This window comes from Aquisphaera insulae (assembly GCF_011064615.1).
In the GTDB taxonomy this organism is placed as follows: domain Bacteria; phylum Planctomycetota; class Planctomycetia; order Isosphaerales; family Isosphaeraceae; genus Aquisphaera; species Aquisphaera insulae.
In genome coordinates this window covers 71,875-97,000 of record NZ_JAALJH010000028.1, presented here as the reverse complement: position 1 = coordinate 97,000, position 25,126 = coordinate 71,875, and the positions used below count along the sequence as shown (strand labels likewise).

The 25,126-nt window shown below is 68.9% G+C and carries 16 protein-coding genes; 8 read left to right on the top strand and 8 right to left on the bottom strand.

Translation table 11 applies throughout. From position 1 onward, the window contains the following. Nucleotides 1–282: 282 nt before the first annotated feature. A complete protein-coding gene (locus G6O54_RS16740; RefSeq protein ID WP_165226790.1) occupies nucleotides 283–756 on the bottom strand; it encodes a YaiI/YqxD family protein in 474 nt (157 codons plus the stop codon). Nucleotides 757–979: 223 nt separating this feature from the next. On the opposite strand from G6O54_RS16740, the gene G6O54_RS16735 reads away from it, so the two are divergent. After that, complete coding sequence (locus G6O54_RS16735) at nucleotides 980–4,381, top strand: Ig-like domain repeat protein (RefSeq protein WP_165226789.1); 3,402 nt, start codon at nucleotides 980–982, stop codon at nucleotides 4,379–4,381. 15 nt (nucleotides 4,382–4,396) lie between these two features. Here the strand turns inward: G6O54_RS16735 and G6O54_RS16730 are convergent, their stop codons facing one another. The 5 genes from G6O54_RS16730 to G6O54_RS16710 form a co-directional block, all read right to left on the bottom strand. Beyond that, nucleotides 4,397–5,947 (bottom strand): sulfatase family protein, encoded by a 1,551-nt coding sequence (locus G6O54_RS16730; RefSeq protein ID WP_165226788.1) that lies wholly within the window; start codon nucleotides 5,945–5,947, stop codon nucleotides 4,397–4,399. Nucleotides 5,948–6,018: 71 nt separating this feature from the next. After that, complete coding sequence (uvrA, locus tag G6O54_RS16725; RefSeq protein ID WP_165226787.1) at nucleotides 6,019–8,613, bottom strand: excinuclease ABC subunit UvrA; 2,595 nt, start codon at nucleotides 8,611–8,613, stop codon at nucleotides 6,019–6,021. 116 nt (nucleotides 8,614–8,729) lie between these two features. Continuing rightward, a complete protein-coding gene (locus tag G6O54_RS16720; protein ID WP_165226786.1) occupies nucleotides 8,730–9,155 on the bottom strand; it encodes a type II toxin-antitoxin system VapC family toxin in 426 nt (141 codons plus the stop codon). Beyond that, a complete protein-coding gene (locus G6O54_RS16715) occupies nucleotides 9,155–9,412 on the bottom strand; it encodes a type II toxin-antitoxin system Phd/YefM family antitoxin (protein ID WP_165226785.1) in 258 nt (85 codons plus the stop codon). Before G6O54_RS16715 ends, G6O54_RS16720 begins: the two co-directional genes overlap by 1 nt. 72 nt (nucleotides 9,413–9,484) lie before the next feature. Further along, nucleotides 9,485–10,837, bottom strand: coding sequence for an RNA polymerase sigma factor (locus G6O54_RS16710; protein WP_165226784.1), 1,353 nt, complete (start codon nucleotides 10,835–10,837; stop codon nucleotides 9,485–9,487). A 651-nt stretch (nucleotides 10,838–11,488) separates the two neighbouring features. On the opposite strand from G6O54_RS16710, the gene G6O54_RS16700 reads away from it, so the two are divergent. Beyond that, complete coding sequence (locus G6O54_RS16700) at nucleotides 11,489–11,968, top strand: SMI1/KNR4 family protein (RefSeq protein ID WP_165226782.1); 480 nt, start codon at nucleotides 11,489–11,491, stop codon at nucleotides 11,966–11,968. 235 nt (nucleotides 11,969–12,203) lie between these two features. On the opposite strand, the gene G6O54_RS16695 is transcribed toward G6O54_RS16700, so the two are convergent. Next, a complete protein-coding gene (locus tag G6O54_RS16695) occupies nucleotides 12,204–14,423 on the bottom strand; it encodes a M60 family metallopeptidase (protein WP_165226781.1) in 2,220 nt (739 codons plus the stop codon). A 212-nt stretch (nucleotides 14,424–14,635) separates the two neighbouring features. Here G6O54_RS16695 and G6O54_RS16690 point away from each other — a divergent pair, with 212 nt between their 5' ends. Genes G6O54_RS16690 through G6O54_RS16680 form a run of 3 tightly spaced genes read left to right on the top strand, consistent with a single transcriptional unit; the run spans nucleotide 14,636 to nucleotide 19,920 of the window. After that, complete coding sequence (locus G6O54_RS16690) at nucleotides 14,636–17,242, top strand: hypothetical protein (RefSeq protein WP_165226780.1); 2,607 nt, start codon at nucleotides 14,636–14,638, stop codon at nucleotides 17,240–17,242. Nucleotides 17,243–17,302: 60 nt separating this feature from the next. After that, on the top strand, nucleotides 17,303–18,232 hold the full coding sequence (locus tag G6O54_RS16685) for an ABC transporter ATP-binding protein (protein WP_165226779.1): 930 nt from the start codon (nucleotides 17,303–17,305) through the stop codon (nucleotides 18,230–18,232). A gap of 14 nt (nucleotides 18,233–18,246) precedes the next feature. Continuing rightward, nucleotides 18,247–19,920 carry an ABC transporter permease subunit gene (locus G6O54_RS16680; protein ID WP_165226778.1) on the top strand — a complete coding sequence of 558 codons (1,674 nt, stop codon included), beginning with the start codon at nucleotides 18,247–18,249 and terminating at the stop codon, nucleotides 19,918–19,920. Between the two features lie 41 nt (nucleotides 19,921–19,961). Here G6O54_RS16680 and G6O54_RS16675 read toward each other — a convergent pair whose 3' ends face one another. Further along, a complete protein-coding gene (locus G6O54_RS16675; protein ID WP_165226777.1) occupies nucleotides 19,962–20,864 on the bottom strand; it encodes a hypothetical protein in 903 nt (300 codons plus the stop codon). 396 nt (nucleotides 20,865–21,260) lie between these two features. On the opposite strand from G6O54_RS16675, the gene G6O54_RS16670 reads away from it, so the two are divergent. The 3 genes from G6O54_RS16670 to G6O54_RS16660 all read left to right on the top strand — a co-directional run bounded on the left by G6O54_RS16670 (nucleotide 21,261) and on the right by G6O54_RS16660 (nucleotide 25,036). Next, nucleotides 21,261–23,303 (top strand): type II and III secretion system protein family protein, encoded by a 2,043-nt coding sequence (locus G6O54_RS16670; RefSeq protein ID WP_250846935.1) that lies wholly within the window; start codon nucleotides 21,261–21,263, stop codon nucleotides 23,301–23,303. A 67-nt stretch (nucleotides 23,304–23,370) separates the two neighbouring features. Continuing rightward, on the top strand, nucleotides 23,371–24,018 hold the full coding sequence (locus tag G6O54_RS16665; RefSeq protein WP_165226776.1) for a hypothetical protein: 648 nt from the start codon (nucleotides 23,371–23,373) through the stop codon (nucleotides 24,016–24,018). A 1-nt stretch (nucleotide 24,019) separates the two neighbouring features. After that, on the top strand, nucleotides 24,020–25,036 hold the full coding sequence (locus G6O54_RS16660) for a tetratricopeptide repeat protein (protein WP_165226775.1): 1,017 nt from the start codon (nucleotides 24,020–24,022) through the stop codon (nucleotides 25,034–25,036). Nucleotides 25,037–25,126: the final 90 nt, after the last annotated feature.

The following is a 25,126-nucleotide window of genomic DNA, read 5'->3' as shown; positions in this document are numbered from 1 at the left end:
CTGGCGATCGCGCCGGGGCCTGGTTCCCAACGGCATCGCGGGCCGCGTCGGGCGGAACAGAAACCGTCACGACCACATCCCGGATGGGGGGTAGTCAATACCAACCTTTCATCGCGCCAGCCTCGCCCTCCCGGGCAACGGAGAGGCCTGACCTTGCGGGAGGACGGGGACCCTGCCGAGCCCCGGGCGAGCCATCGGATCGCCCGAAAGCCCTCGATCTCGAGCCTCGTATCCGGTCTGCAATGCCTGCGTCGTCCAGACGGACCGCCCATCTCGCCACGCTCAAGATCCCGGTTGTTGCCGCTTCCCCATCTGCTTCCGGACGGCGTGCAGCGTCTCGTCCAGCTTCGACAGGAATTTGGACCGGTCCGTCTTCGTGAACGGTTTCGGCCCGCCGCCGAACTCGCCCGATTGCCGCAGCATGTCGTGCAGCGCACGCGTGGCCATGGCGTCGCCGATGGCGTCCTCGGTGAAGACGCGGCCCGTGGGGCCGAGCACTCGGGCGCTCACCTTGAGGCAGCGTTCCGCCAGCGGGATGTCCGAGGTGATCACGACGTCGGTATCCCCCGCGCGATCCGCGATCCAGTCATCGGCCGCGTCGAAGCCCCCCCGGACCACGACGAGCTCGATCAGGTCCTCCTTGGGGACGAACATCGGTGCGTTGGACACCACGAAGACCCGCGCCGAATGCCGTCGCGCCACGCGGTAGATCTCCTCCTTCACGGGGCAAGCATCGGCATCGACGAGGATTCGCATCGGAGGGACCTCCCGGCGGCCTGGCGCGATTCGCGATCACGGTTCGCGGGCGTGCCGCGGATTCGAGGCACGCGGCTTCTCGCCCGCCATTTTCAGGTTGTATACTCGACGCGGGGCGATGGAGCTACATATCATGAAACTGCGCACAAGCCTCCCTGGCAAGGTAGGCTTTCGATCCCGCCGTCGACTTTGTCCCTCCTTGATGCCGCTCGAGCCGCGTGTCGTGCCCGCCCTGACGTTTCCGGGGATCGCGGGGATCGTCGCCGACTCGTCGGGCAACCTGTTCGTCAGCTACGACAGCTCGACCTATTATTCGGGCCAGAAGCAATCGGTCGCCGAGGTCTCGGCGAGCGGGTATCTGCTCAGCTCCAGCGTCTTCGGCACGACCGGCACGGCCGCGCATCCCGGGGCGCTCGAGGCGGTGGGGGCGTCGCCGGCCCTCCCCGGCATCACGAGCTCGCACGCGATCCTCGAGCTCTTGCCCGACGGCGAGCTCGACGTCTTCGATCCCGTCGCCGGGACGTCCTCGCGGTATGACAACCTGGCGACCGAGGCGGTGAACGCGTCGAGCGTGTACGACGTGCAGGCCGGTGCGACCGTCAATCTCGGCGGCCAGATCAACCTGTCGAACGCCACCTACGGCGATTTCGGCATCCGCGGGAACGACTTGATCGTCTCGGCCGAGTCGAACCACATCGACTTCCTGCTCCGCGTCGCGTACGGCCCGTCGGGGGGCACGGCGACGGTCCTGGTCGCTTCATCGGCGAACGACGGGCTCTCGGCCTCGCCCGGCGGGGTCGCGGTCGATCCCGAGGGGACGGTCCTGGCCACCTTGCCCTATCAACCGTCCGGCTCGTCGGTGATCCACGTCGCGGTCGGCTTCAACCTCCTCTTCGACACCGGGAGCGGCCTCACGCCGACGATCCCCAGGCTGGGGCTGGCCACCGTCTCCGACATCGACAGCAGCGGGATCACCGTGGACTCGCAGGACAATTTCCTCCTGGCCCTGAGCACCTCCTCGCTCTACGGCGGCGGCCCGGGGATCGCGCACGTCAACGCCGCTCTGACGGCGTTCCTGGCGGATCCGGTCGGCCAGTACGGCGAGAGCCCGGCGGCGATCACCTACGCGAACGTGGCAGGCGCGGATCATCTCGCGTTCACCAACTCGGACACGGACACCTACACCGAGGCCGGCGAGCTCGCCCTCTTCAGCGGGCAGATCAGCCCGTCTCAGCTTCGGCACGCTTACGGGATCGACCAGGTCCGTTTCACCGGGCCGGGCGGAACGACCGTGACCGGAGACGGGACGGGGCAGACGATCGCCATCGTGGAGATGGGCGTCGATCCGACCATCGAGGCCGACCTGACCACCTTCGACCAGTACTTCGGCATCGCGGCGCCGCCGAGCTTCCGGGTCGTCAACCAGAATGGCGTGACGACGCAGAACCTGGACATCGTCGGCGAGGCCTCGCTCGACGTGGAGTGGGCCCACCTGGTGGCGCCCGGCGCCTCGATCGTGGTGTACAACTCGGCCTATCTCCCGAACGACTCGACCACCTCGCTCCGGAACCTGATGACCGCGATGCAGGAGGCTTCGAGGCTGCCGGGAGTCTCGGTCGTGTCGCTCAGCTATGGGATCTCGGAGGCGGCGCTCGCCCAGTCGGGCCTGAGCCAGAAGACGATCGATTCGTACTTCACGACTCCCGGGGTCACCTTCGTCGTCGCCTCGGGGGACACGGGGATTTACGGCAGCGGCGGCTACCAGGTCACGGCCGACTATCCCGGATCCTCGGCCAACGTCCTCTCGGTCGGCGGGACCTCGATCGTCGTCGATGCGGCGGGGGACTACCCGGGCAACGGCAGCTCGGGCGAGGTGGCCTGGGGATATGGGAGCAGCAGCGGGTCCGAGGGGGGCAGCGGCGGCGGCCTGAGCGCCTACGAGGCCGAGCCCTCGTGGCAGCAGGGGGTGGTGCCCGCGAGCCTCGATTCCGTCAACGCCCGGGCGCTGCCGGATGTCTCGATCGATTCGGGCGTGGCCCAGGAGTACGACGTCTTCACCAGCACGCTGGGCTCCTCGTCCGTCTCGGCGTCAGCCGTCGGCTGGCTCGGCGACGCCGGCACGAGCGCCGCGGCCCCCATCTGGGCGGGACTGATCGCGATCGCCAACCAGGGCCGGGTGCTGGCCGGGGGGACCACTCTGACCGGCAACTCGCAGACCCTGCCGGCGCTCTACTCGCTCCCCTCGACCGATTACCACGACATCCTCTACGGCAACAATGGAGACGCCGCGGGCGCCGGCTATGACCTGGCCACCGGCCTGGGGACGCCGATCGCCAACCTGCTGGTCCCGGATCTGGCCGCCTACCAGATGGCGAGCCAGTTCCAGATCAAGACCGAGCCACCGTCGACCGTCGGCGCCAACGGACTCTTCGGCCTGAGCGTCCTGGTCACGGATCGGCAGGGCAATCCGGTCAGCAACGGATCCGTGACGGTCGCGCTGGGTGCCAACCCCGGCCATGCCACGCTCGGCGGCACGCTCACGCAGGCCGTCTACAACGGCGTCGCCACCTTCCCCGACCTTTCGCTGAGCGCAGCCGGGACGGGCTACACCCTGGTCGTCACCGTCGTCGGCGTCTCGGGATCCCTGGCCACGTCTCCCATCACCGTCTCGGAGGCGAGCACCCTGACCACCGTCGCCGTGACCTCGTCGCCCGCCTCGCCGGTGTACGGTCAATCGGTGACGCTCACGGCCACGGTCGGCGTGCCGAGTCCGCAGGCCGGCGTACCGACCGGGACCGTGACCTTCAGGGACGGCTCATCGTTCCTCGGGACGGCCACGCTCTCGGGGGGTGTCGCCACGCTTTCGTTCATTCCGTCGAGCGGCGGGACTCACGGGATCACCGTGGTGTACGGTGGCGATCTCGCTGACCAGCCCAGCCAGACGAGCCTGTCGCTCGCGGTCAGTCAGGCGATGCCCTCGGTCGCGTGGACGACCCCCGCGGACATCACCGCCGGGACGGCCCTGGGGGCGGCCCAGCTCGATGCGACCGCTTCGTTCAATGGTTCGCCAATCGCGGGGACCTGGGCGTACACCCCGGCGGCGGGCACGGTCCTCGCGGCGGGCGACGGCCAGGTCCTGACCGCCCGGTTCGTCCCCGACGACACCGTCGATTTCGCGAGCGTCACGACCACGGTCTCCATCAACGTGCTGCCCCGATCGATCCCGCTGACGACGGCGATCACTGCCGAGCTGCCCGTCTATCATCGCAAGGTGAAGAACGGCAAGCCGGTCGGACGGGCCGTCCTGGCGGGCTTCTCCCTGACCTTCGATGAGCCGCTGATCGCCTCGGCCGCCACGAACCTGGGCAACTTCGAGCTGGACGCCGTGGCGACCGTGACGGTGAAGCGGAAGGCCACCCACGTCCTCCGGAAGGTCACGGGGCTGACGGTCTCGTACAGCCCGGCCACTGAGACGGTCACGCTCACGCTCGCCGGCGCCGCGAAGTTCCCCCAGGGGGGCCGGCTGTCGGTGTTCTCCGGCGTCACCGAGGGGTCGGGCCGAATCCTGAGCGGGAGCACCGTGTTCACGATCGCGGCGGGGGGGAAGGCCCTCTCGCCCGCATGATCCGAGCGCCTGGCTTCACGGATCTCGCGGGGCCAGGCACCATTCGATCGCGTCCCGCGGCAGCAGGCCGTCGGGGATGGGTTCCGGGCCGGTCCAGGACCGGACGATTCGGTCGTGCATCGCGCCAATGAGCTCTCGTCGAACGGCCTCGAGCGACGGATCGCCGCTGAGGTCGACCTTCTCGTCGGGGTCTTTCTGGATGTCGAAGAGGCGGAGGTACGGGCCGGACGGAGGACGGTCCGATTCGAGATGGTCCCGGCGGGCTCGTCGCCCGGTCCCCAGGACGAGCTTGTGACGAGCCGTCCGGATCATGGCCTCCTCGTTCTCGTTGTACTCGCTGAAGACGAAATCGTGGCCCGCGGCGCCGGGCTTGCCGCGGGCGAGGTCGGAGAGGTCCTTGCCCTGGAGGTCGTCGGGCAGGGGGACATCGAGGAGCTTGCAGGCGGTCGGGAAGAGGTCAACGAGCTCCACGAGGTCCTCGACCCGGCACCCCTTCGGGAGTTTGCCGGGCCACCTCAGGATCAATGGCACGCGCACGGCCGGCTCGTAGAAGCAGTTCTTCTCGACGCGTCCGTGCTGGCCCAGCAGGTAGCCATTGTCGCCGAGGAAGACAACCAGGGTCTTCTCGCCGAGGCCGCTCTCGTCGAGTCCCCGGAGCAGCCGGCCGACCTGGTGATCCATGAACGACGTTGAGGTGTAATAGGCGGCCTGGATGCCCCGGATGTCGCCCTCGGTCAGGTCGCGGAAGGCCCTGGGGATCTCGCGACTCTCGGCCTCGGTAACCTTCGGGACCTGAAAGGCGTCCTCGCGGTAGCGCCCATTCCATTCCCTCGGGAACCGGAACGGGGCGTGCGGCTCGTAGAAGCTGACGACCATGGCGAAGGGCCGATCCTGCTCCCGCCGGATGACCTCGAGCGCCCGGTCCACGAAGTAGGCCGCCGAGGTCGATTCCGCCGGCAGGCCCTCGTCCTCGCAGCGGGCGTTGAGCCATGCCGCGGCGGGGTCCACGAATGGCCGCCATGGGCGCCGATGGTCGCCCCCGGCGGGGGGCGATTGCTCGAGATGCCGCCGCCAGTCGGCGACGTCCACGCGGGTTTCGAACCCGTGGTGAGACGGGCCGTTGAAGTGCATCTTGCCGATGGCGGCCGTGTGGTAGCCGTGCTCACCGAGCCAGGTCCCGAGTGTACGGACGCCCTCGGGCAGGCGCGTCTCCAGCCGGGTCACGCCCACGGCGTGCGGCAGCTTGCCCGTGAGGAACGACTGGCGGCTGGAAGTGCAGAGAGGCGAGTTGCAATAGGCCCGCGAGAAGAGGACCCCCTGGCTCGCGAGCGCGTCGAGCTGGGGAGTGGCCCCGCGAGCATCCCCGCCGGCGCCCGTCCAGAGCCCGGACAGGTCATCCGCGACGACGATCAGCAGGTTGGGCCGATCCTCGATCGGGTCGTACGCGACCCTGTGTTCTCTCACCGTCGGGCAGCCCGCCAGGGGCAACGCGGCCGCGACGCAGAACGGGGCCAGGAACGCGGCGAACCTCCCAGAACGCCCGGACCGATGACGGATCGGTTCCAAGATCGTCCCCCCGATCGGCGGAGCGGCCCCTGCCGGGAGCGCGTCGGGACGCGGGACGCCCTTGCCCCGAGTCAGGCACGATGATCCGGATCGTCCCGCCGTGAGTCTATCGCCTTCTTGCCCGGGTCGAGCCTCGAGCGGTTCCTCAGGAAAAAGCCGGTGTGACTCTCCTGGGACTCGGCGATGACCGGAGGCGGCCCGGTCGCCACCACATGCCCTCCCGCCGCGCCGGCATCCGGGCCCAGGTCGATCACCCAATCGGCGGCGGCGATGACGTCCAGGTTGTGCTCGATGACCACCAACGTGTTGCCGAGGTCGGCCAGCCTCTTCAGGATGCCGAGCAGCCGGTCGATGTCCGCGAAGTGGAGGCCCGTGGTCGGTTCGTCCAGGATGTAGAGATGTCGCCCGTGAGACGGCCGGCCGAGTTCGGCCGCGAGCTTGATCCGCTGGGCCTCGCCGCCGGAGAGCGTCGTGCTCGACTGGCCGAGAGTGAGGTAACCGAGCCCGACCTCATGGAGCGCGTCCAGCCCGGGCAGGACGCGAGGCTGTGCGGCGAAGAACTCGCGGGCCTCATCCACGCGGAGGTCCAGGGCCTCGCCGATCGACCGTCCCTTGAAACGGACCTCCAGGGTCTGGCGGTTGAAACGCATGCCCCGGCACTCCTCGCAGGTGACGTACAGGTCGGGCAGGAACTGCATGGGGATCCGGCGTCGACCCTGCCCCTCGCAGGCCTCGCACCGCCCGCCCGCGGCGTTGAAGCTGAACCGGGACGCCCGATACCCGCGCAGCTTGGCGAGTCGGGTCGCGGCGTAGACCCGGCGGATCTCGTCGAAGACCCCGGTGAACGTGGCCGGCGTCGATCGCGGGCTGCGGCCGATCGGCGCCTGGTCGACCACGACGAGCGACTCGATGGACTCAAGGCCATCGACCCGGAAGGTCGAGGCGACGGCTCCCGGCTTCGTCGCGAACTCACGCCGCCGCCAGGCGACGGCCAGGACGTCATGGACCAGGGTACTCTTCCCCGATCCGCTGACGCCGGTCACGCAGGTCAGCGTGCCGATCGGGATCCGCGCCGAAACGTCCCGGAGGTTGTGCTCCGAGGCGTGGGAGATCTCGATCCAGGCCGAATCGTCTCGAAGCCGGCCGGACGTGGCAGGTCCGGTCGAGACCTCGTCCCGCAGGTATCGGCCGGTGACCGAATCCGTCGATCGCGCGAGGTCCTCCGGCGTGCCCGTCGCCACCACGAGCCCGCCATCCGGCCCGGCCCCGGGGCCGAGGTCCACGACCCAGTCGGCGGCGCGGATCACGGCCTCGTCGTGCTCGACGACCAGGACGCTGTTGCCCGCCTCGCGGAGCCCCTGGAGGGCCTCGATGAGCCGGCCGGTGTCGCGAGGGTGCAGGCCCGCCGTCGGCTCGTCGAGGACGTAGCAGACGCCGACCAGCCCCGAGCCGAGCTGGGTGGCGAGCCGCGCCCGCTGGAGCTCGCCGCCGGACAGCGTGGGCGAGCCGCGATCAAGGCTGAGATAGCCGAGACCGACCTCCCGGAGGAACCGCAGTCGGCCGACGATCTCGCCGACCACCGGCGCGGCCACGGGCGCCTCCGCCGGGTCGAAGCTCAGCGCCTCGAAGAACCGGATCGAGTCCTCGACGGCCAGGGCGGATACGTCCGCGATCGACCGCCCGCCGATCCGCACCGCGAGCGCTTCCGGCCCGAGCCTGGCCCCGCGGCAGGCGGGGCAGGGGACCTTCTCGTCCGAGTTCGACTCGGCCGAATCGACGACCCCCAGCCCCTGGCACGTCGGGCACGCACCGAATGGGCTGTTGAAGCTGAATCCGCGCGGCTCCGGGGCTCGCAGGCCTGTTCCGCAGCTCGGGCAGGCGAGGTGGACGCTCCGGACGTGGTCCTCCCACTTGCCACCGGATTCGACGGCGAGCAGGACGATCCCCTCGGAGAGCTTGAGTGCCAGGTCGATGCTCTCGGCCAGCCGGGGCCGGATCCCGTCGCGGATCACCAGGCGATCGACGACGGCCTCGATGTCGTGTGACTTCGTCTTCGCCAGCTTCGGCGGCTGGTCGGTGACCTCGATCATCTCACCGTCGACCCTCGCTCGGATCAGCCCGGCGCGGCGGATCGCCGGGAAGACCTCCGCGTGCTGCCCCTTGCGGCCGCGGACGAGCGGGGCCAGCACCATGACCTTCGTGCCGGCCGGAAACGCGAGCGCCCCCTCGGTCATCTGCTCGGGAGTCTGGCGGTGGATCGGCTGCCCGCACTTCGGGCAATGGGGGATGCCGACGCGGGCGAACAGGAGCCGGAGATAGTCGTGGATCTCGGTGAGCGTCCCGACCGTGCTCCTCGGGCTCGCCTGCCCGGCCCTCTGGTCGATGGCCACGGTCGGCGGCAGGCCCTCGATCTCGTCCACGTCGGGCCGTTGGAGCTGGTCGAGGAACTGCCGGGCCTGCCCGGAGAGGCACTCGATGTAGCGCCGTTGCCCCTCGGCGAAGATCGTGTCGAACGCCAGCGAGCTCTTCCCCGACCCGCTCACCCCGGTCAAGACGACGAGTCGGTCCCGCGGCAGGTCCACGCCGATGCCTCGGAGGTTGTGCGTGCGAGCACCGCGGATCGAGATCGATGAGGATGGGGAAAGGAATTCCGTCGCGTGGCTCATCGCCGCATTCTCGCCCGATCGGCGGGGCGATGACAAGGCGGATGGGGATGGCGGGCGGAGAGTCGGATCAGGCGCCACGTCGAGACCCGAAGATTCACCGGAGGACCCGCGTTCGCTTACGCAGAGGCTGTCCACGGGTTAAGCAATCGTGCACCGGTCAGGGCGAAGTCGTCGACGTTTCGAGTCACGAGAGTCATACCATGAACGAGTGCGGTGGCGGCGATCAGAGCATCTGCAAAGGGGCGGGGATCCGGGACATGCATCGCCGCGCCATGCCGGGCGACGGCCGTATCCACGGGCAGTATGCGGTTGATGAAATAGTGCAGAACCTGGTCGTCGAGCCAGGCACGGAGGACCGCCCCCTGCGACGGGTCGCGTCGTTCCGCCAGGAGAACCCCGATCTCCAGTTCCTGGACGACGATGGCCGAAAGGAAGAGACTGCCGGCCGGCACCGCGTTCGCCCATGCCGTGACATGAGCATCGGCCTTTCCCGATCGAGCCTTGCGAAGCTCGGAGACGACATTCGTGTCGAGCAGATACATCACGAAAGATCCGGGGAACGGGGCAGATCCCGCGAGCGGGGGATCTCGAACTCGACATCCTCGACTCCGGCAGGCAGGCCGAGGGCATCGATGATGCTCTCCCTGACCCCGGTCAACCGCCGGTATTCCTCGATGCTAAGCAGGACGTGCGCGGGTTCCCCTCGATCCGTGATGAAGACAGGCCCTTGATTCGCGGCCTTCTTGGCCCGGCTCGTATCCTGGTTGAATTCCCGACTGGTTAGGGTCGTGATGGTCATGAGCGTTCCGCACTTCCAGAGAAACCGAGAGAAGCTGCTTTGTAGAAACGTTACTACATTTCCTTCCGCTGGTCAATGGCCGCTTGGTTTCTCGAGCCGTCCCAGAGCCTCCAGGATCCGGTCGAGCTTGCCATCCAGTTCCTCCACATGGGGTTCGGTGACGGCGATCCTGGAATCGATCGTGAGGTAGCCGTCCTTGACGAAGTACGAAAGGCCGAGGGGCCTGAGGGCCTGGTGCAACACAAGCTTCAGCGGGAGACCCGCGCGCTCGATCTGGACCGGCGATTGCAGGGTGTGCCCGGCTTCCTGAAGGCCGTAAGGCGAGGCGGTGATCGGGATTCCCGGGAAAGTAGGCGTGGCGGTCGCGCGCTTGATGGAAACGAGCACGACCTCGAGCGGTGTCGGCTCGGGGAATGCCAGCGCGATCGGCTCTTCCAGCTTCTGGAGGATCTCCTGGTTCTTCCTTCGGAGGAAGGCGGCGCTGGGCGGCTTCGCCGGGTTCGTCACCGGCGAGGGAAGGGCGGCCTCGCCTGTCGTCGCGGTCTTATCCTGGCGGGCGACGACGACCGTGGTCAGGGCACTCGCGCCCAGGAGGAGAGCGAGCCCAACGGCGGAGATCCTGATGGTCTGCATGGTCATGGCCTGAGTCACTCCTTGAACGAGCGCGGCGATGGGTTCGGGGATGGCTTCCACGCCAACGAGCAAGCCGGCGACCGAGGGCCATCTCGACGCCAGTTGCGTGGTCCCCTCGACGAGCGAACCGGACGGAAGCGAGAAATGAAGGCGGATCGCTCCCAAGGTCGGGGCGAGGAGACCCCGCCTCCGGAGCCTGGCGGCCAACTGCCTGCGGGCGCGGTGCAGGCGGCCCCGGAGTGTGGGCTCACGCACGCCGAGCGTGCTCGCCGCCTGATCGTAGCTCAGCCCTTGCAGGCCGCAGAGGACCAGCGGTGCTCGCAAGGACTCGGGGAGCTGGGCGATCTCCTCGAGGATGGTCGACTCGGCGGCCGACGATTCGGCATCCGCGTCCGGAGGACATGTCGGATCGACCAGGTTGGCGATCTCAAGATGTCTGTGGCGCCGCGACCTGACTCGAGCCTTGCGGGCCACTCGACCGGCCACGCCGCAGAGCCATGGGCCGATCGTCTGGCGATTGCGGATCGACGCGGCCCGCCGCGCGAGCACCAGGAACGTGGCCTGGAACGCGTCCTCGGCGTCGTGGGCATCCCGCACGATCCCGCGGCAAAGCCCCAGGACCATCGGTCCGTGCCGCTCGACCAGGAGTCGAAATGCCTCCTGTCCGGATGCATCGGGACGGGCCTGGAAACGGTCCAGGAGTTCTCCATCGTTCAGGCTCCCGAGCGCCCCGGCCGTCCAGAGAGTCTCCAGCGGCCCGCTCGGGGATTGGCTTCCTGACGGCACCCTCATCTCGACTCACTCCGTGTGCCATTCGGCGTCGCTCTCTCCCGCCTGCCCTGGTAGTGCCACCTTCGGTCGGATCCTCACGCGATTTCGGGTCGGACTTGCGGTACAATCTGAACAGGGGATGGAGGCGAACCGCAATGCAATGACCCGGATGGACTGAGATGACGTCGGGTCGAGATACACCGTGAGGACAGGCCATGACAACGATCAGTATCGAGGAAGCTCAGGCCAGACTCACGCAGCTCATTGATCAACTGATACCCGGGCAGGAATTGGTGATCACGCGTGATGCTCGGCCGATCGCCCATCTCGTTGGACTTCCCCTCGTCGCCGCGCCCGGTCCTGGGACGAGGGAGGGGTAAGCTCGTCATTCTCTCTGAAGATGATCAGCACCTGAAGGACGTTGCGGAATACATGCCGTGAGGATCTTCCTCGATACCTACGTGTTGCTTTGCTTCTACCTGGGAGATACGACTCGACGGAACTTCGTCCCCAGTGACTACCCCCTTCGATTCGCGACACCCGCAAATTTACCTGCCGGGGACGAATGACGGTCGCGTCGGTGGCGTCGCCGCGCGAAGGGAACGAGGCGAGAACGGGGGCAGAGGTTCGTTAGAATTCTCAGGTTTCTCCTCCTTGAAACACTGTGTTTCCATGAATGTGATCGATGCCGTATATGATCGTTTCTGCGAAAGCCGATTCAAGCTGCCATCGCCGCTCGAAGTCGCGGAGTTGGAGAGGAGCCTTGGTGCGGATTTCCCAAAGGACTATCGCGAGTTCCTGCTGGAATACAACGGCGGGACCTTTGCGGAGCCTGAAATCGTCCCCCCGGATGACGAGTGTCCCGTCGATTGCTTGACCTTCCTCTGCGGTGTCGGGGCGACTTTCGACGTGGCCGAGCTCGGTTCCACTATGGGACTAAATGTCTTCGAGGACAATGTCCCCTGTCAGGTCCTCCCGATCGGATACACCCTGATGGGCAACATGCTCCTCCTGATCCTGCGAGACGAGGACCACGGTTGCATTCTCCTCAAGGCCGCATGGTCATCTGAGTGCTTCTTTCTGGCCAACGGGATCGAGGAGTTCCTCACCCTGCTGCGAGAACCGCAAGAAGAGCAAGAAGCGGCTGAGTGACCGCGGCGCTCCGCTCTGGCCGATCGATCGTCCATGATGGCTCAAGCCGTAGTGGGGGGCTATCTCGGGTTCATCCGGGAGGAGCGGACGCCAGATCGGGGGCTCACGGCCGATGAGGCAAGACCACCTCCGAGATGGCCCGGACCATTCACGCCCTCTAACTCCCCCTTGGTTGAGGAGGAGAGCCGGATCCAGCCCTGTCCTGAAGCCCGCGCACGCTTCCGTCGGATCAGCCCTATTTCGGAGCCTCGAAACCCGCCGGCATCCACGCCGGCAGGCTCTGGACCGAGGCCCGTGCGCCCTCGCTCGTCGGCATGCCCCAGGCGCGGAAGAAGGGGCCGAGGTTCTTGCCGACGGCCTTCGAGAGCCGCACCAGCCACTGGTCGCGCTTCTCGTCGTCGGACCTGGGACGCTCCTGGTCCGGCAGCTTCGCGTACTCCGCGAAGGCGGCCTGGAAGGGGGCCGGGCCGAAGGCTTCGTAGAGCTGGATGTACATCATCAGGGCCAAGAATGGGTCCTCTTTCCACTTCTCAAACGACGATCCCTTCGCCATGAAGTCCTTGATTCGCCGGTCCCGCTTCGCGCGGTCGCGGATATCGGGGTGGCCGGAATCGAACCGGAGGCCGAGGACCTTATCGAAGACGTACAGGACCATCAGGTTGTTGGTCACCTCGCCGGTGCCCTCGAAGGTCCAGTCGCCGCGCTGGTGGTTGTGGCCGAGCTCGTGGAGGTGGCCCCAGGTGCCCTCCTTGCGGAGCCTCGCCTCGTCCAGCTCCAGCGGGACGCTGTCATCGACGGGGATCATGATCGGGTAGCCGGAATGCATGTAGCCCGCGGAGATCTGCACATCGGCGACGATCCGCTCCGGCCGGTCGCGGCGGGGGTGGCTCACGAATTCGTCCTGGGCGGCCACCATCCGGTCCCAGAGCGTCATCAGGCTCTGCGGGTCATTCAGGCCGCGAACCGCGATCGAGGGGACCGTGAAGATGACGTTCTTGCCCGCGATCTCCGCCCATGGGCCCGGACGCTTCCGCTGCTTCGTCAGCCATTCGTCGGGGGTCGTCTCGCCCAGGCGATAGAGGGGGGCCTCCACCGCGTGCCGGACCGTGACGGCGAGCTTCCGCGGCGGGGTGTGGTCCGGGACGTCGATGTAGAGGAGTCCCCCCAGCGCGTTCGCCACGGTGGTCGTCTCGGTCGTGATCGGGAACCGGCGGACGACCTGGGGGATGCGCTCCCAAGAATCGAGGTGCCAGAGCGAATCGGTGTGGGAGCCGATCTGCGCGGAGAGCTTCAATCCGACGGCATCTCCGGGGATGGTCACGGTGACCCTGTCGCCCGGCGCGGCGTAGAGGCCCAGGCTGTTCCAACCCGGCGTGAGGTCGATCGTGATCGCGTGCTCCCCGCGGTGTGCGGCTTTCGGGACCGTGCCGGGGAAGGCGGCGGCGGCGGGCGAAGCCGCGACCTCCTGGACGGGGGCACTCAGCGCCAGGCTCGTTTCGAGCCCCACGGCGAACCGCCGTGAGGGGTCGTCGGCGCGGACGGGATTCTCGCGGCTGGGCACGAGCGAGGCCCGGCCGCGGGCATCGAGCAGCTTGCGGACCTGGGCGCGGAAATGAGGCTCTCCGGCCGGGAGGACCTGGAACGCCTGGCGGACACTGCCGAGGGCACACGCGAGGTCCCTTGCCTCGGCCTTGCGGCTCCCCTTGAGGAGATCGAGGGCGGTCGCGGCATTGACGTAAGGGGAGATCGCGACGTCGCCGCCGGCCTTGAAGCCCTTCGGCCCCGTCTTCTCGGCCATGCCGTCGGTCCAGGCCAGGCCCGAGCCGTCGAGGAGCCGGTTGCCGGCGAACTCGGCCATCCGCTGTTCGCCGGCCAGCGGCGACGCCCAGCCCGTCGCGCCCAAGATCAGGCCGCCCCCCGCCTGGACGAAGGCGCGAAGCCGCTGCAACTGCGGGGCGGTCAGCTCGTAGGGGGTCAGGACCAGGACGTCCATCCCCGGGAAGCGATCATCGAGCGATGGCCGGCCGACGGTCGCGCCTTGTTGCTCGAACAGGGGTTGCAACGCGTGCCCGTGGATCAGCCCGACGCGCGGCCTGGACTTGCCGCCGGCGGACCAGTGCATGGCGTTGGTCAGGAGCCTGGCGGTGTCGGCGACTTGGAGTTGCTCGGCCGTGAAGAAGCCGTCGTGCGAGAAGGCCACGATGCGGCCCTTGCCGAGCCGCCCGGAGGCGACGACGACCGCCTGGCTGTTGCCTTCGCCGCCGCCGCCGACCGCGGCGCCGGCCGTGGGCGAAAAGACGGCGAGCGAGCCCGGCGCGCCGGGGGCCGCGATCTCGCGGACTTCTTCAATCAGTTGCGCCCGGTCGTTCTTCCCGAGGGCGGGCTTGCGGGTTTGGGCCTCGGAGCTAGAGACGCCGACGAACAGGAGCAGGGCACAGGCGCAGTGGATTCGCATCGAAGACTCCGGGCGGGGCCGCGGAGCCGACCGTCCGCGTCGAGGCTCAGTATACAGCGCCCGCCGGGCGCGACCCAGCGACGGGCCCGATGCGGGTCGCATCCGCCCCTTCCGACGAAGGTCGGAGGATGCTAGACTCGGTGCGGCCACGAGCCGGGGAGCGACCTCCGCGACCGGCTTCGAGCGTCCACGTCCGAAGGGTGCATCTCCAGGTGAAGAGGCCCGCTCGCATCGCCCCGGCCCTGTTCGCCGCAGTCCTCGCGGCCCTCGCCCTGGGCGACCGCGCGGCGATGGCGCAGCTCTCGGCCTCGGACGAGGAGCGGCTCCAGATCCTCTCCGATCCGGAAGCGGCGAAGGCGAAGGTCAAGGACGAGAAGGCGCGGCCCCCGTTCGAGTTCTTCCGCTCGCAGTTCGCCCCCTTCGACATCCTCCCGTTCATCAAGCCGAGGACGTGGAACACGGTCACGCTGGAGCTCCGGGCCAACGAGGCGGATTACGAGGGGTCTCTCCAGTTCCAGCCGGTCGCCCTGCCCGGGATGCCCCAGGCGGTCGTCTACGCTCGGGATGCGCGGCTGACCAAGGAGCAGCGGTCACGCCTGAGCCTTCAGGTCATGGTCCAGCGCCCTCCCGATATCAAGTCGCCGACGGAGATCGGCGTCGAGCTGATCCGCCCCGGGGCCATCCGGGCCGACGAGGCGTGGCCCGTGCCCCTGAAGCTCATCTCGCCGAACCAGATGCTCGTGGTCATCATGAGCAAGGAGTCGTCGAGCCAGTACGCGGCCTGGAACCGCTACCCGTGCTTCATGCCCTCGTCGATCGACCCGGGTGACGCGATCGCGCTGGACCTGAACCGGTATTACCGGCTGGTGATGCCGGAGCACGCCGACCGGCCGTTCCTCTCGCCGCATCCCCTGACCTGGGGATCGATCAGCCACGTCATCTGGGACGGCCTGGCGGCCGACTCGGTGCCCGTCTCCCACCAGCAGGCGATGCTCGACTGGCTGCACTGGGGCGGCCAGCTCGTGCTGGTCGGGGGCGCAGGCCCGTCGCTGACGATCTTCCGGGACAGCTTCCTCCAGCCCTATCTCCCGGCCGACCCGGACGGCCAGGACGTGCTGCTCGGCGAGGCGGACCTGAAGCCCCTGGCGGCGGCCTACCGCCCGGGGGCCATGCCGGTCGCCCCCCCCCAGGACGGCGAGGAGGCTGCGGCGGAGGCCCCGCCGCGGCCGGCGGGGAACGGCCGTGCCTATCAGCCGGTGGCGCCCCTCCGCCCGCCGCCGAAGCGGCCGGTCCTGCTGACGGGCCTGAAGCCGCGGGCCGGCGCCTCGAGGATCACGCTCGGCGAGGGATCCGACCGGCTGCTGGCCGTGGATGGCCGCGTCGGCCGCGGCCGGATCACCATGCTCGCGGTGAACCCGACCGAACCGACGCTGGCCGCCTGGCCGGGCATCGACACCCTGGTCCGCCGCGTGGTCCTGCGACGGCCCGAGGAGCCGCTTGGCGGCCTCCCCGGCGTGCCAACCGAGGCCCGGCTGTCCGCCCGGGGGATGCTCGAGGCGGTCGACCTGAGCTGGTATCGGATCACCAGCCGCGACCACGGGGCCGAGGCCCAGGCCGAGGCGGATCGGCTCCATTCGCAGGACCTGGCGCGGATCCCGGTCAAGGTCCAGATCAAGAGTCCGCGGGTGATCTCGCCCACCGGGGTCAACCAGCCGTCCGCGTCGAATCCTCCCAATTCCGAGGCCGAGGAGGCCGCCATGGCCCGCGCGGGGATCGCCGAGTGGCGGGACACGGCGCCGATCCCCAGGCTCTGCCGCGATGCGCTCGAGAAGGCCTCCGGGATCACCGTCCCGAGCTCGTGGTTCGTCCTCCGCGTGATCGCGGCCTACCTCCTGGCGATCGTGCCCCTCAACTGGCTGGTCTTCCGGATGCTCCTCAATCGCCGCGAGTGGGCCTGGGCGGTGGTCCCGCTCCTGTCCCTGGGCTTCGCCATGGCGGTCGAGCGGATGGCCGCGTACGACATGGGCTACGACTCGGCCTGCGATGAGGTCGACCTGCTGGAGGTGCACGGAGGATACCCGCGGGCCCACCTCAGCCGGTTCGGCTCGCTCTACACGACGGGCCGCGAGCGGTACACGGTCGCCTTCCCCGACAACCCCCTGGCGCTCGCCATGCCGTTCAACAGCGAGCGGTCGATCGGCGGCGAGGAGGCCTCCACGGCGGTCTGCCGCTCCTACCCCGTCCCCGCGCTCGAGGGCTATGCCGTCCAGCCGCGAAGCCTCGCCCTGTACCGGGCCGAGGAGTACATCGACCTGCCCGGCGCCATCTCCCTGAAGGCCGGGGCGGCGGGGCAGCGGACGCTGATCAACGCCAGCGAGATGGAGCTGCGAGACGCGATCCTGATCGAGCATGCCTCCGGCGGTCGCGTCCAGACCCGCGTGGGGACGATCGCCCCGGGGGCGTCGGCGGAGGTCGGCCCCGCGGGCTCGTCCGAGATCCCGGAGCAGGTCTCGGGCTTCGACGGGCCGGATCCCTCGCTCCTGCTGGGCGTGCTCCGGAGGTCGAGCGACCCGCTCCCCGAGGCCGCGCACGAGATCCGGCTGGTCGCCTGGACTCCCGGCCCGCGCGGCGGCCAGTCGTTCGAGCCGGCGCTGGATCGACATCGGGGGGTCACCCTGGTGCTCGTCCACCTCCGGCAGGGGGATGCGCCGGCGCCGGACGGGTTGCGGTATAACCTCCTGGCCGACGAGTCGCTCCGGAAGGCGCTGGACGCTCCCGCGCGCACCCCGGAGTCGCCGCCGCGTCGGCCCCGGAGGTAGGGGGCGGTCGTCGGCTCGCGGCGTCTTGGGTAGGCATGGAGCGTCAGGAAGAGGGCCGGCATGATCGAGGTGATCCACTTCACCAAGCGCTACGGGGATTTCGTGGCGGTCGACGACCTGAGCTTCTCCATCGGCAAGGGGGAGACCTTCGGGTTCATCGGCCCCAACGGCGCGGGCAAGAGCACCACCATCCGTTTCCTGGCCACGCTCCTGCGGCCGACGTCGGGGGAGGGGCGGATCGCCGGCCACTCCGTGACCGCGGACCCGATGGCCGTCCGCCGCGCGATCGGGTTCATGCCCGACGACTTCGGCGTGTACGACGGCATGAAGGTCTGGGAGTTCCTCGACTTCTTCGCCGTGGCGTACGAGATCCCGCGTGCCTCCCGGAGGAAGATCATCGGCGAGGTGCTCGAGCTGCTCGACCTGACGCACAAGAAGGAGGATTACGTCAACGGCCTCTCGAAGGGGATGAAGCAGCGCCTCTGCCTGGCCAAGACGCTGGTCCACGACCCCCCGGTGCTGATCCTGGACGAGCCGGCGTCGGGCCTCGATCCGCGGGCCCGGCTGGAGATGAAGGCGCTGCTGAATGAGCTCCGGCGGATGGGGAAGACGATCCTGATTTCCAGCCACATCCTCTCCGAGCTGGCGGATTTCTGCACCTCGATCGGGATCATCGAGCGGGGCCGGCTGCTCGCCGCGGGGAGCATCCAGACGATCCAGCAGCAGATCCGGTCGCACCGGGTGATCAAGGTGCAGCTCCTCGACGAGGCGACCGACCGCGCCGCGGCGATGCTCCGCGACGACCCGGCCATCCGCCAGGTGGAGTCGTACGACCACACGGTGACGGCCGAGTTCGAGGGCGAGGACCGCGACATGGCCCGGATCCTCGGCCGGCTGATCGGCTCCGGGATCGCCGTCCGGTCGTTCGCGGAGGAGCCGCTGAGCCTCGAAGAAGTCTTCATGATGATCACCAAGGGCATCGTGAGCTGAGCCGGCAGGTCGACATGCTGATCCGAGACAACCCCGTCCTCTCTCGAGAATTGCTGGTGACGCTGCGATCGTCCCGATCGTTCGCGCTCCTGTTCGTGTACGTGGCGGCCCTCGGGGCGCTCGTGTACTTCTACTGGCCGGCCGAGGACGGCGGCCCGCGGCAGGTCGGCCCCGGCGTGGCCCGGCGGCTCTTCGACATCTTCTTCCTGGGCCAGTTCTTCCTGGTGGCCGTGCTGGCCCCCACCTTCGCCGCCGGGAGCATCACCGGGGAGAAGGAGCGGAAGACCTACGAGATGCTCCTGGCCAGCCCGCTGCGGCCGGGGACGATCCTCGTCGGCAAGCTGCTCAGCTCGCTCACCTACCTGGTGATCCTGATCCTCTCCAGCGTCCCGCTGATGATCCTCTGCTACCTGCTGGGGGGGCTCCTGCTCTCGGAGATCGCCCGCAGCTACCTGGTGCTGATCCTGGCGGCCGGGACGTTCGGGCTGCTCAGCGTGGCCTGCTCCAGCTACTTCGGCCGGACGTCCTCGGCGCTGGTGGTCAGCTACCTGATCACGCTGCCGCTGGCCGTGATCTGCGTCTCCATGACGCGGACCGAGGACCCCGCGACGCGCGACTTCATCTCGATCGCCATCCTCCCGCCGTGGTGCCTGGCGACCTGGACGGTACTCCAGATCCTGATCAATCGCCGCCTCCTCCACCCGCCCGACGTGGGGAGCGAGGGGAAAGACGTGGTGGACGAGGAGGAGGAGATGAAGTACGCCATCGGCGTGGTCATCGACCGCGACCTCTTCCCGGACAAGCTCTTCGCGCCGGCCAAGCGGACGGACCTCATGCCCGACGGGACCAACCCCGTCCTGGACAAGGAGCTGCGGAGCGAGATCTTCAGCCAGGGGACGCTCATGCTCCGGGTGGTGATCCAGGTGAGCATGCTCCTGTCCATCCCCCTGATGGCGGCGCTGCTGTTCCTCCGCTCCGACAAGGCCCCCTGGTACGTGGCCTACGTCCTGACCTTCAACCTCCTGGTGGGCCCGGTCTTCTCCGCCGGGAGCGTCACCCAGGAGCGAGAGCGTCAGACCCTCTCGCTGCTCCTGACGACCCTGCTGACGCCGGGCCGGATCATCTTCGCCAAGCTCGTCGCGGCGCTCCGGGTCTCCACCGTGCTGACGTTCCTGCTCACCGAGCAACTGCTGCTGGCGTACGTCATGCTGCCGGAATTGCGTTACCGCTACTGGACGCTGATCGTCTTCCTGCTGATCATCGCCACGACCTGCCTGGCGACCTCCACCGTGGGCCTGATGTGCTCCGCGCTCGCTCGCAGGACGGCCACGGCCATGGTGCTGACCTACATGACCCTGCTGGTCCTGTTCGTCCTGCCCCTGGGCGTGAGCTGGTACCTGGAAGGCCTGACGCCGCAGCCGTTCTCGCCGGAGCGGCTGGCGTCGTTGACCGTCACGAGCCCGTTCTCCGCCGCCCTCGGCGTCCCCATGCACAGCTACCAGACGACCGGCTGGAACTCGCAGAACATCCCGGTCGAGCCGACTCTCGCCATACCCATCGGGGGCCCGTATCGGCTCGCCTTCTGGATGTTGTTCCTGCTGATCTCGCCGCCGACGAGCGCCCTCTGCTTCGGCGTCGCCTACCTGGCGTTCCGCTACCGATGGTGGCGGGCCAGCGAGTCCGGCTGAGGCGGACGGGCCCCGTCCATCGGGCGCGGGCCATCCCCGGCTCAATCCGGATCGTCGGACTCGAGGTCCCGGTGGGAGGACTCGAGACACCCGTCGTTCAGATACCACATCTTGTCCGGGCCGCGGACGAAGCCGCGCTTCAGGGGGATCAGGCCCAGCGATTTGAATCCGCCCGGGCCGGGGGCCTGCACCCGGACCTTGAATCTGGCCTCGATCTCGGTCTTGCCGGCGCTCTTGTCGTCGGCGCGGAACTCGGCGACGTGGAAGACGAGCGGAGCGAGGATCCCGGCCTTGCCGTCGGACAGCTCGCGGCGGCGTTCATTCCAGTAGCGGACGAATTCGCCGAAGGACGACCATCGGGACGAGTTCCTGGCGTCCTCGCTGAGCAGAAGCCACATCCGCCGGTAGTGGGGGAGGCGATGGGAGAGGGCGTTGAAGTAGTCGCGAGCCGCCTGCTCGGGAGTGATCCGGACCGGGCGCTCGAGGGTGATGAAGATCGGGTAGCAAAGCACGACCCCGGCCAGGCCGCCCAGCACGAGCAGGCCAAGGGCCGGCCAGAGGAATCCGGCGGACATCGCGAGATAGACGAGGGCCAGGACGATCGCCGCCCAGACGGCCAGGATGACCAGCGATGGGCCCCATTCGGCGCCCCGGGACCAGACCTGTTCCACCCTGGCGGGCCTGGCGGGTTCGGCGATCTTCGCCCGCTTCGTCCTCTCGATCCGGACGTCGCCCGCCTGGACGTGAGTTTTGGGCGCCGGGGGGGGGGCGTCCGGCTCGGCTTCGGGCTCGGATCCGGGAGGGATATCGACCAGCTTGAACTCGGCGGAGTCGCCGTCCGCGATCAGCGGTGATCCCGACCCGGCGCCGCGGCCATCGCCGAGGAGCCAGTCCGCGGCGGCGATCTCCAGTTCATGCTCGGACCGGGGGGGTGGCTCGGCCATGGGCGGGGCCCTGGTGTGATGGCGGGACGACTCGGTGTCCGTCGTTCGATCCGGGTGAAGAGGCCATCTTCCCCGCAGAGCCACAGGTAGAGCAAGTCCTTTTCCCGCCGCCCGTCCCCTGGCCCGCGCAGTCCGCCTATTTCACGACGGCAGGACACGGTCGCCGGGCTCTACCCCTGAACGGGGCGGTCTCGGGGCTTCAGAGACTCAACCAGGCCCCGGTAAACCGGATCTCCGTTTCAATCCGCTGAAGCCATATGCCCGAGAAAGCCGAATCATGCAGCAGGACCCGATCAATCGGGCTAACCAATACCAACGGCGAGGCCAGCCCCCCGCCTCGGCGGATGGTGGGCAACCGATTCACTGGCCGAGGTTTGTGCCGAAATGGAGCCAGCGGTGAGCAAGCAATACGGGATCGAGAGAGGCCGAGGCGGCCGGTCTCGACGGCGGCCCATCCTCCCGACTCTTGCGGCGGCGGGATGGCTCCTCGCGGGGTTGGCCGGGGCTCGAGCCCAGGCTCCCTCCCAGCCGCCCGGCGGCGTCCCGGCGGTGCCGCTCCCGCCCCTCCCCCAGCAAGGCGGGCTGATCCTTCCCCCGGAGGCCGACGAGATCACCGGATCCTCGCCCAAGGTCATCGTGCCCTCCCCGCGTCCGGCCCGTGAGGCGGTCCCCCCGCCCCCCTTGCCGGGTGCCGAGATGCCGCCGGCCGCGGCCCCCCAGCCGATCCCGGGGCAGGGGCCCGCGGCGGGGCTGGGCCGGCTCAGCGTCATCCCCTCGGCGCGGGACGCCACGGGGTTGATCCCGGGCCGGCCCCCCGGCACGCCGGCCGAGCGCGACACGAACGAAGTCCAGGAAGACGTCGAGAGGACGCTCAAGCTCATCAAGGTCCCGGAGGCCGAGATCGCGGTCGTCCTCAACGAGTCCCGGATCATCCAGACGAAGAAGGACCTGGTCCGGGTCGTCATGACCAACCCGACGGTCGCCGACGTCGAGGTCCTCACCGAGGACGACACGGGCAAGCGGGGGACGCTCCTGAATATCTCCGGGAAGGCGTTCGGCACCACGTCGTTGACGATCTGGGACGAGCCCGATCACGCGATCTCGTTCCTCGTCCGGGTGACCCTGGACGCGAAGGAGCTGGAAAATCGCGTCAACCAGGCGTTCCCGGGGGCGCAGGTCAAGGTCCGGCAGATCGGCATGCAGCTCATCCTGGAGGGGCAGGTTCCCGAGGCCAAGATGATGAGCGACATCCTCCAGGTCGTGCAGTCGTATGTCATGACCAGCCTCCGGGCCCGGGGCGGCACGTCGGGCGGCGGTGCCGCCATGATGGGCATGCAGGGGGGCGGTGCCGGCGGCGCGGGAGGTGCGGCCGGCGGTGCGGGAGGCGCGGCCGGCGGTGCGGGAGGGATGACGATCATCAACCGCGTGACCGTGCCCGGCCCCAGGCAGGTGATGCTGCACTGCAAGATCGCGGAGCTGAATCGCCAGGCGATCCGCCAGCTCGGGATTAGCTGGCTGAACACCAAGGGGAAGTCGATCATCGGCTCGAGCGTGGGGGGGGCCGGCAGTGTCGCCGCGACGACCACGGCCAGTCATGCGGTCTCGGCAGCCAACCCGATCGGGTTCCTCTCGCCGGTCAGCTCCGCCTTCAACGGGGCCGGGACCGCGAGCAGCGGCGGCCAGCTCTTCGGCGTGTTCGACGCCGGGCATTTCTCGCTCTTCATCAACGCCCTGCGAAACAACAGCCTGGCCAAGGTCCTGGCCGAGCCGAACCTGGTGGCGCTCGATGGCGAGCCCGCGCGGTTCCTGGTCGGGGGCCAGTTCCCGTTCCCGGTGCCCCAGAGCTCGTCGATCCCCGGCGGTACGGCGGTGGTCACGATCCAGTTCCAGAAGTTCGGTACGATCCTCAACTTCCTGCCCCAGATCCTGGCCAATGACGTGATCCGCCTGGACGTGGAGCCCGTCATCAGCAACCTGGACTTCGCCCAGGGGACCTTCGTCAACGGCGGCCCCGTGCCGGCCATCATCGAGCGGAGCGCCCGGACCGTGGTCGAGCTCCGCGAGGGCCAGACCCTGGCGATCGCGGGACTGATCCAGCTCCGCACGACCGGCGACTCATCACGGGTGCCGGGCCTGGGCGACCTGCCCCTGGTCGGACCCTGGTTCAGCAACAACCAGATCACCACGATCGAGACCGAGACGATCATCTTGGTCACCCCGGAGCTCGTCTCGCCGCTCGAGAAACATGAGGTGACCGAGGCCCCCGGCGACCGCGTTTTCCAGCCCAGCGACGCCGAATTCTACTTCCTGGGCCGGATCGAGGGGAAGCTCGGACGCGAGTTCCGGGCGACGGTCGCGGACAAGGATCCGCTCAATCTCATGAAGCATTTCCAGAGCGAGCAGCAGTGGGTTACCGGACCGCACGGCTATGCCGACTGAGCATCCGTGGCCGGCTGCCCTGGCAACCGGTGAGGCCGTGTCGGGGATAATCACGAGGGAGACGAGGATGCGTATCGATCGAAACCGTTTCGCCTGGTGGGCCGGCGCGGCGATGCTCTCCGGGCTCATCGCCGGCGGCGTGGCCGCGGCCCAGCCGCCGGAGGCCTCGACCGGGGGCGAGGCCCCTTGCCGCTGCAATCGGCCGTTGCACCGAATGTTCCACCATACGGCCTATACCCTGCACGACCGATTCATCGGCTATCCGGAAACCTTCATCGAGCCCCCGCTGGGCACCTACGTCCGCGAGCAGATGTCGATCCAGGTGGCCAAGGCCGATCCCCACCGGTACACGCTCTATCGCACCGACTTCCTGCCGGGGACGGACAAGTTCTCGCCCACCGGGGCCGCCCGCTTCAACCTCATGTTCGCCCGGACGGACAGCTCGCCCTGCCCGATCCTGCTCGAGTGGACCCCCGACCGTCCGGGCCTCACCGAGGCCCGCAAGCAGGCTGTCCTGGCGGCCTATCAGCGCGGCGGCCGGCCCATCGATCCCGATCGCGTGCGGATCGGCCCCTCCCCGTACCCGGGCGGCATGGGCACCGAGGCCGGCAACACGTTCAACAGCCTCATCTACCGGTCGCAGCAGGCCCAGAACACCTATCCACTCCCCCCCGCGCAGAACGCGATGGCCGGCACGACGGGAGGGACGAACTGACATGAGTCCCCCGATGGGCAAGGATCGACGGACCATCCCCGTTACGAGCGGTCGCGGCCGGCCGCGGGGCGGGATGGCGGTCGCGATGGCGGCCGCCCTGCTGGCGGGCGCCCCCACGGCGAGCCCGGCCCGGTCCCCGGGGAATGAGACCCCCGGGGCGACCGTCCCGGCGACGCCCGAGATGAACGAGCCGAAGACCGTGTCGGTGGATGTCGGCAAGCTCCGCGACCCCAACGACTTCAAGAAGGATGTGACGCCCGGCCAGAGGCTCCACACCCACCTCGACCTCGGCCGGGCGCTCGAGGTGAGCGGCGAGTTCGAGGCGGCCCTCGCGGAGTACCAGCAGGCCCTCGCCTCCTGCGAGCGGAAAGGACTGGGGCGATCGCGGTCGGCCGACGAGGCCCTGGCCCACCGGCGGATCGCCGGGGCGCTGGACCGGATGGGGCGGTTCGCCCAGTCCGAGGTCCATTTCAAGCGATCCCTCGCGCTCAACCCGCGGGATCCGAAGACCTGGAACGACCTCGGCTACAGCGACTACCTCCAGGGCCGCTGGGCGGACTCCGAACGGGCGCTTCGGACGGCCCTGAAGCTCGCCCCGGAGGACGAACGGGCGACGACCAATCTCGGCCTGACCCTGGCCGCGGCCGGCCGAACCGATGAGGCCATGCCGCTGCTCAGCCGGTACAGCGGGGACGCCATCGGTCATGCCAACCTCGGCTACCTCCTGGCCGCCACCGGCCAGGTCGAGCTCGCCCGCCAGCAATATCTCCAGGCCCTCGCCCTGCGGCCGTCGCTGGCCGTGGCCCACAAGGCGCTCGCCCAGCTCGATCGCGGTGCGCCGGCGGGCACGATCGCCGCTGCGCCCAGGGGCGTGGGCGGACCGGCCCAGGATCCGGCCGTCGCCAGGACCGCGGCGACGTCCGCGAAGATCCCGCCCCCGACCCGGTTCGCTCCCCCCGCCTCGGCGAAGATCCCACCCCCGCGCCCGTTCCGCCCGGGAACGGGGACTCCGAGGTGAGTCGATCGCGGCCCGGCGCCCGGGCACTTGGTTCCGGGCGACCGGGTTCGTAACATGAGTTCGCGCTCGAGACCCGGGCGTTCGCATCAC

Coding starts and splice junctions, on each gene's coding strand:
- G6O54_RS16720 (WP_165226786.1), bottom strand. CDS start 9,155: ATGTATCTGCTCGACACGAATGTCGTCTCCGAGCTTCGCAAGGCTCGA.
- G6O54_RS16685 (WP_165226779.1), top strand. CDS start 17,303: ATGATCGAGGTGATCCACTTCACCAAGCGCTACGGGGATTTCGTGGCG.
- uvrA (WP_165226787.1), bottom strand. CDS start 8,613: ATGAGCCACGCGACGGAATTCCTTTCCCCATCCTCATCGATCTCGATC.
- G6O54_RS16700 (WP_165226782.1), top strand. CDS start 11,489: ATGAATGTGATCGATGCCGTATATGATCGTTTCTGCGAAAGCCGATTC.
- G6O54_RS16695 (WP_165226781.1), bottom strand. CDS start 14,423: ATGCGAATCCACTGCGCCTGTGCCCTGCTCCTGTTCGTCGGCGTCTCT.
- G6O54_RS16715 (WP_165226785.1), bottom strand. CDS start 9,412: ATGACCATCACGACCCTAACCAGTCGGGAATTCAACCAGGATACGAGC.
- G6O54_RS16710 (WP_165226784.1), bottom strand. CDS start 10,837: ATGAGGGTGCCGTCAGGAAGCCAATCCCCGAGCGGGCCGCTGGAGACT.
- G6O54_RS16665 (WP_165226776.1), top strand. CDS start 23,371: ATGCGTATCGATCGAAACCGTTTCGCCTGGTGGGCCGGCGCGGCGATG.
- G6O54_RS16660 (WP_165226775.1), top strand. CDS start 24,020: ATGAGTCCCCCGATGGGCAAGGATCGACGGACCATCCCCGTTACGAGC.
- G6O54_RS16675 (WP_165226777.1), bottom strand. CDS start 20,864: ATGGCCGAGCCACCCCCCCGGTCCGAGCATGAACTGGAGATCGCCGCC.
- G6O54_RS16680 (WP_165226778.1), top strand. CDS start 18,247: ATGCTGATCCGAGACAACCCCGTCCTCTCTCGAGAATTGCTGGTGACG.
- G6O54_RS16740 (WP_165226790.1), bottom strand. CDS start 756: ATGCGAATCCTCGTCGATGCCGATGCTTGCCCCGTGAAGGAGGAGATC.